General features: G+C 67.3%; 5 protein-coding genes. All 5 read right to left on the bottom strand.

The features are described from left to right. Nucleotides 1-123: 123 nt before the first annotated feature. A complete protein-coding gene (locus tag HUA78_RS44390) occupies nt 124-1,377 on the bottom strand; it encodes an endonuclease (protein WP_141649009.1) in 1,254 nt (417 codons plus the stop codon). A 129-nt stretch (nt 1,378-1,506) separates the two neighbouring features. Beyond that, nucleotides 1,507-2,040, bottom strand: coding sequence for a DUF4833 domain-containing protein (locus HUA78_RS44385; RefSeq protein WP_174478975.1), 534 nt, complete (start codon nt 2,038-2,040; stop codon nt 1,507-1,509). A gap of 265 nt (nt 2,041-2,305) precedes the next feature. After that, a complete protein-coding gene (locus tag HUA78_RS44380) occupies nt 2,306-3,958 on the bottom strand; it encodes a hypothetical protein (protein ID WP_174478974.1) in 1,653 nt (550 codons plus the stop codon). A gap of 234 nt (nt 3,959-4,192) precedes the next feature. Beyond that, nucleotides 4,193-4,708: a hypothetical protein gene (locus HUA78_RS46065; protein ID WP_217440333.1), complete on the bottom strand. Its 516-nt coding sequence runs from the start codon at nt 4,706-4,708 to the stop codon at nt 4,193-4,195. A gap of 1,043 nt (nt 4,709-5,751) precedes the next feature. After that, nucleotides 5,752-6,261: a hypothetical protein gene (locus HUA78_RS44370; RefSeq protein ID WP_174478973.1), complete on the bottom strand. Its 510-nt coding sequence runs from the start codon at nt 6,259-6,261 to the stop codon at nt 5,752-5,754. Nucleotides 6,262-6,651 lie beyond the last annotated feature (390 nt).

Genomic DNA, 6,651 nt, shown 5'->3' with positions numbered 1-6,651 from the left:
GGGCCTTCTCGCTCTCAGGTTTTCTGCGCACACAGAGCCGAACGGGAGGTGCCCCTGCTCCCTCTTCCCGATCGCTCCGCGCCCGCTTGCTCCCCATCCTGATCGCGAATCACGAACTCCGGTTTAGAAATCCTTGACGCGATCCGCGAGGTCCGCGTTGTCGACGAACGCGTTGGTGTTGCCCTGGATGTTGGCCACGCGGCGGTTGCGCTCGATCTCCGCGGTGTCCACTCCGTCCAGCTTGTTCCACGCCTTGAGGGCGGCTTCCTCGTCGGCGGGAATGGGCTTGTTGTACGTGGACGAGAAGTAGAACATCGCGCGCGCCACGTTGCCCTTGTGGGAGTCGGGCGGCTCGAACACGGTGTTGCCCTTGGCGTCGGTGCCCAGCTTGGCGCCGTTGTGGCTCCACTTCACGTTCACCACTTCGCCGAACGGGAAGCTGCTGCGCCGCGAGTTGGCCTTGCTGTCGGTGGGGAACAGGTGGTGCAGGTCGCTCTTGGCGGCGCCCGTGGCACCCTTGGACTGCGGCCAGGTGTGCTCCACGTTCATCACGGAGCTGTTCGGAATCTTCCCGCCCTTGACCTCCACGCCCGTGTAGACGCACTCCACGTTGCCGGCGGCGTTCACGTCCAGGCTGGAGAAGATGATGTTGCGCGCCTCGTTGTAGCTGACCACCTTCTTGCCGGAGGCCGAGTCCCTCACGGCCTTCAGTAGCGCGTCGTCGCGCAGGCCGTCGAACGGGTCATCCGAGGGCTCCGGGTCCGGCTCGGGCGCCTTCGTCTCGGGGACGATGTTCATCCCCCACTGCTTCAGCGTGCCGATGTCGCCCTTCGCGGTGTCCTTCACCTCGAGCTTCCAGGTGCCCTTCGTGGGCTCTCCCGCGAAGTCCTTCAGGTCGAACGAACCCTTGAGGTCATCCGCGGAACCGCCCTGGCGGTTGGACACCACCGCGCTCTTGCCCGACGGGGACGTCAGCGTCACCGTCAGGTCACCCCGGTAGGTGTGCGCGATGTCCAGGTCCAGCTTGAGCGACTCCACCTTGGCGTCGTCCGCGACGTCCAGCGTGCTGGTGACGGTGGCGTTGTCCTGGATGGCCGCGTTGGGGCTCGTGCTGGGGGTCAGCGGCGTCGCCGCCGTTCCCGTCGCGGCCTTCGCGCTCGGGGCCGCCGCGTTCGCGACGGTGGGGGCGCCAGGCACGAAGACGGAGCCGAGCTTCGTCAGGAGGGAGGGGGTGAGGCCCGCGAGTCCCTGCCGCGAGGGCTCGAACTCGTTGCGCGCCGGGGCAGGTGCCCGGGGTGAAGACGTTTCACGCGCGGTTTCAGTTTCGGTCGGGCGAGCGGAGAGGGGCGAGCGGCGGGGGCCGACGACACTGGTCATGCGGGCATTATCGGCCCCGTTCCCCCTGAGGTTGTCACTTCCGCGCGGATTTTTTGACGCAGCCGGAACCGCTGGAAATTCCAGGGGTATCACACCGGTGTTTCATGGCTCCGGCGCGGGCGGGACGTCCTACCGGCGGATCAGCTCGGAGAGGGGCTGACCTTCGGCGCCCACGCCATCCAGCCGCACGAAGTCGACCGAGAAGGGCCAGGACGTCTTCACGAAGATGTGGACCAGTTGGGCCGAGTTGGCGCCGAACTTCGTCCAGGCCTGCACCGAGCACTGACCGCGCACCAGGGTGGTGGTGATGTCGATGGGGCGATCCGGAAATGACCGCAGGCGGATGCGCACCCGCCCACCCTCGGCGGTGGACTCCACCTGCTGCGCGTCCTCGAGTCCATAGGCGGGAAGCTCGATGCTCAGCAGCGCTTCGACCTCCGCTTCGCCCCGCTCCAGCATCCGCCAGTACACGTGCACGGGACGCGCGCCGACAGGGCGGCAGCCCTCATCCAGGGCCACGGCGTAATGGACCTGGTTCCGGTTCTCGCTCCGGGAGAGGAAGAAGGCGGACGGCGCCTGGACGGTGGGCTCCGCGGCGACTCGCGGAGCGAACGCCAGCAGCACCGCGGTGACGGCACTCGTGAACCCGGTCTTCGGAAACATGCGGTCCCCCTGTTTCGGCGCGGTGCCGTGGGTCAGGTCTGGAGGCTCTGGACTGGTTCAACACCCCAGGGCCCTCGAGCTGTCACCCGGCCGAGGCGCTTCGGCGGGCGCTGCCTAGCACGGAAGACGAGGGAGGTCCGCAATTTGGTGTGGCGGAAGATGCAACTCCTGACACCACGGCCCGGGCCCGGTGAGGTTTGACCCCGTCCGGACCCGGGCCGCGTGGCCAGGAGCTGGCGAAACGTTTCAGCTCCACCGAAGCCGCTTACGGCGTGGTGATGAGGGAGCTGACGGCATCCGCGCTGCTGTAGGGCACCTGCTCGTGGGTCGTGAACGGGTGGCGCTCCATGTCGAAGCCAGGGGCGTCGATGGCCCCCACACGCAGGTAGTAGATGCTGTCCGGCTGGAGCACGTCGGGCGGCAGTCGGACCTGCGTGGCTGAGCCGGGCACATAGAGGCTCGTCGTCTGGAAGGCGAAGTTCAGGTCCGGGTCATACCGGTAGAAGGCCACCCGGTAGGCATTGGGCGTGCCGAGCGTGGGCGGTGCCCAGGCGATGACGGGGCTTGCGGAGCCCACCTCGCGCGGCACGCTCGCGGGCACGCCGTCGATGGTCAGTGAGCGGGGAGGGGACACCCGGGGCTGCAGCGGCCCCGCGATGAGATTGTCGAGCGTGTCGACCGTGGAGATGGTGCCCGAGATGGCGATTGAGTTGCCCGAGCCGTCCGGCAGCGGGGCGGAGTGCCGGAAGCTGTAGCCCGAGGCGCCTACGACACCCCAGTTCTGGGGAAACGGATTGCCGAACTTCAGGCGGGTCGTGTAGTCGAACGAGGAGGCTCGGGGCAGGCGGAGGGTGAGCAGCTCACCCGAGTAGCCGATCCAACCCTTGGACAGCCCATGCGCGGCGGGCAGGACCTGGAGCGTGGGCGTCCAGGGCGCCGCCAGCGGGTGTACCTCCGAGGCGAAGCGAGTGAACGCGGGCAGGCGCCACTCCACGGGGAACTCGCGCATCCTCACGGGCTGGAGCATGCCGGAGACCGGCAGCGGGCTGACCCCGTCCGGCGCGAAGTCGAACGCGCCCACTTCCAGGGAGCGCTCCACGGCGGCGTAGCCCACGGGTGTCCCATCCGACAGCGCTTGCGCGCTGAACTGGCTCAGTTGATTGACATACATCCGGTCTCCGCGCGCGGCCTCGAAGATGGGGATGTTGTAGCCACTGCCGAGCGACAGGCTGGCCTGGTTGGTGAGGATGGACGTCTGCCCCCTGGGGACCATTTCGAAGAGGTCCATCCAGCCGAACAGGTCCACCTGCCCGGAGGTGAGCTGGAGGCTGGAGCCGGGCTGCAGGTTTCCGGACCCGGATGGCGTCCACGGCGCCAGGTTCAAGAGGTTGATTTGCAGGGGCGCCCAGTTGAACTCCGAGTAGACGGCATCGTCCCGGCCCAGCCGGTTCCTGCCGACGTCCACGTGGCGCGCGGACGTGATGACGTGGGTGGTCCCCCTGTGCAGGTAGTACGGCCCCTGGGGCACTCCCCGGAACTCCCAGCCACCGGGCACCGCGGAGCCCAGAATCAGCGAGAAGGTCGCGCCCTGGGGCACGAGGATCTCAGGGGGATTGGCAGACAGGTCCTCGACCTGCTCGGAGATGCCCACCGAGGTGAAGAAGCGCGTGGTGCTCGTCACCAGCACGGTGTCGGCAGACGGTCCGCCATCCGTGGGCGGCGGAGTGCCTGCGTCGGGTTCGCAGCCCGCGCCCGTGGGCTCGCCCATCCAGGTCCCGTCCCCCGTGGGGCCCGACCGTGGGTCGATGGTGGAGAGCCCGTCCGCCAGTTCCATCGAGTCCGCGGGCGCATCCCCACAGCCCACCAGCCATGCGGCGCAGGCTGAAACCAGTACGACAGAAAATCGCGGCAATTGCATGAAGACCTCCAGGGAGCGTTAGGAATTCACACCCTAACCGCGGCTCCTGACGGTGTTCATGTCATGGACTGACAGCCCTTCACTGCGCAAGCATTCACGAGGTGTCTGCGCAATTCGAGCCGGGCAGGTGTCATGCCTTTTTGGCCCTGCGTCCGAAATGACAGACTTCGAGGGGAGGCCACTCGAACCGCGCGAATGGCCTCCCCGGAACACCGGCCCTGCTGGGGCCGGTGCCTACTGGATTTGTTTGATCAGGAGTGTCGCGGAGACGGCCCGCGTGCCGCCGGCGAGAGGCGTAATCGTCAGGGCCGGCGAATTCCCAGCGGGATTGCGGACGGTCAAGAGCGAGTTCACGGAGCTCGTCGTGATCAACACGTGGTTCATGATCTGGGACGTTCCCGTCGCCCTGCCAGCCACGGTGCTGATCTGCTCCACCACCCCTGAGCCGCTGTCGAGCCCGAGGATGAGCTGGCCGGCCTCGCTGACGCTGACCTGCCAGGAAATTTCATAGACGCCAATCGCTGGCAGGACGAACTCGCTGGCGCTGGCCCGGCTGATTCCGCTCGTCGCACCGTCGCGAGGGAAGTCCACCGCGGACGCGGCCGCGACCGTGGCGGCGTTGTCGGGCGGCATCAGCGCATAGAAGTAGCCGAAGGCCAGGGTGTCACCCGCGGGGCCCGGAGCTCCGTTGCAGACGTAGTTGACGCCAGAAGCGGAGGTGTACTGGACACCGCCCGTGGGGCAGTTCACCCCAGGGGGCTCGGACGCCCCGACCACGGACTCCCCGGCAGGACCCGTTGCACCGGCAGGACCCGTTGCGCCGGCGGGCCCGGCAGGCCCCGCGGGGCCGGTGTCACCCGTCTCGCCAGCGGGCCCCGTCGCACCTGCGGGGCCGGTTGCGCCGGCAGGGCCCGTAGGGCCGGTGGCACCTGTATCCCCGGTAGGACCGGCGGGGCCAGCAGGACCGGCAGGACCGGTGGCGCCAGCAGGGCCGGCGGGACCAGTGGCACCCGTCTCACCGACAGGCCCCGCGGGTCCCACGGGGCCAGCAGGGCCCGCCGGGCCCGTGGCACCGGCAGGACCAATAGGACCGATAGGGCCGATGGGCCCCGCGGGTCCCTGCGCTCCGGTGGCGCCTGGCAACCCCGGCGGTCCGCTGGTTCCCTGGGGCCCTTGTGCCCCCTCGGGCCCCGCATCACCCACGGGCCCCTGGGCCCCCGCTGGCCCCTCTGGCCCCTCCGCCCCCGGGGGACCCCGCTCTCCGATGCACGTCTGAGGCGGGCAAAGCGGCAGGCAGACGACGCGTGCCCGACACTGGGTCTCGCCATCATCCCAGGTCGCCGAGAACACGTTGTCGATGAGCTCGTCGTTCGAGCCATCCGCCAGCGCGAGCTGCTTGCATTCCTCGAACGAGTTCACGGTGTTCGTGAACTTCTCGGTGTGTGACTCGCCAAATGCAAGCCTGTACGGAGGCGTTCGTTGAGGTGCCCAACCGAACTTGTCGGTGAGCAGTCGATCCTCCACCGCCTCGACGTCCGACGCGCTCGTGCGGTGCACGTTGCGCACCGTCATCGTCCACTCGAGCGTCGCCGGGTACGACTGAATTTCGTAGATGAGCTCGCCGTTCACCCGCTTGTCGCACGCCAGTTCGTGCGCAAGCGCGACGTTGCCCGTGAGTACTGCCGCTGTTGCCGCCAACCATCCCAACGCATGATATCCTGCCCTCACTTCAAAATGCTTGGACTGTCTTCAGCTCTTGCTTGTTGCTTGTGTTCGTGCCGCCCGGAGTCTCGTCAGTAGCGGACGATGAACTCCGGGAACATGAAGACTTGTTCGCCACGTTCGACCAGGGAGCGGGCAATATCGAACTCGACCACCACCTTGTTGCGAGTCCGGATCTGCGCGGCGTCCGCGATCAGGGAGATCGGTGGGCCACTCAGGTCGAGCAGCTGCGACTTCCCGTTGCGCTCGATGATGCCTTCGGATTGGAACTTCAGCCTGATCGCGACCTTGCGTGCATCGACGGGAAGGTCAAACGTTGTCACGGCCCACGCGTTCTGGTCGTTGCCCAGGTCGATCTCACTGCCGCCAATCCGAGCCGGAAACGGATTGCCATCCACCGTCAGTTCCAGCGTGGAGACTTGCACGCGCACGGGCCCCGCTGCGTTGACTCCGAGCAGGCGCACCGCGACGGTCTGAGACGTGGGTGTCTCCGGCGGATCGATCAACGGCGCTTCGTCGTCCTTTGCCTTGCCGCAGGCGGCGATGGTCAGAGCGAGTGCAAGGCCAATACACTTCTTCATGAAGTCCCTCCCCAAGCGGCCGTTCAAGCGGCCGTGTGGGCGAGGTGCCTGAGCACTGCTTGTGCCAAGGGGGCGACAGCCCTAGGGGGCTGTGAAGTGTCTGGCAATGGAAGGGAGCTGCTTCCGCGGGATGGTTGATTCCAGTGTGCGCTCGGAATCAGGAGGGGGTTGGTGGCGCGAGGGTTTCTTCATGGAAATACTTTTCATGAAAGAAGAAGCGGAGCGCCACCGATAGAACCCCTTCATGTCTGGCCGAACGCCGCGATGCGGGTGGCCCGCCGCGCGAAGCGGAGGCCCACCTGCTGTCCCGTGCGCGAGAGTGGAACTCCCATCGCGCTCGTGAGAAGCGCCAGCGTGTGAGGGTCCTGTTTTGGGACGCCTCTGTCCGAG

This window comes from Myxococcus sp. CA033 (assembly GCF_013336625.1).
GTDB lineage: Bacteria > Myxococcota > Myxococcia > Myxococcales > Myxococcaceae > Myxococcus > Myxococcus llanfairpwllgwyngyllgogerychwyrndrobwllllantysiliogogogochensis.
The sequence above is the reverse complement of the archived record's forward strand: the minus strand, read 5'-3'. Positions and strand labels throughout refer to the sequence as shown.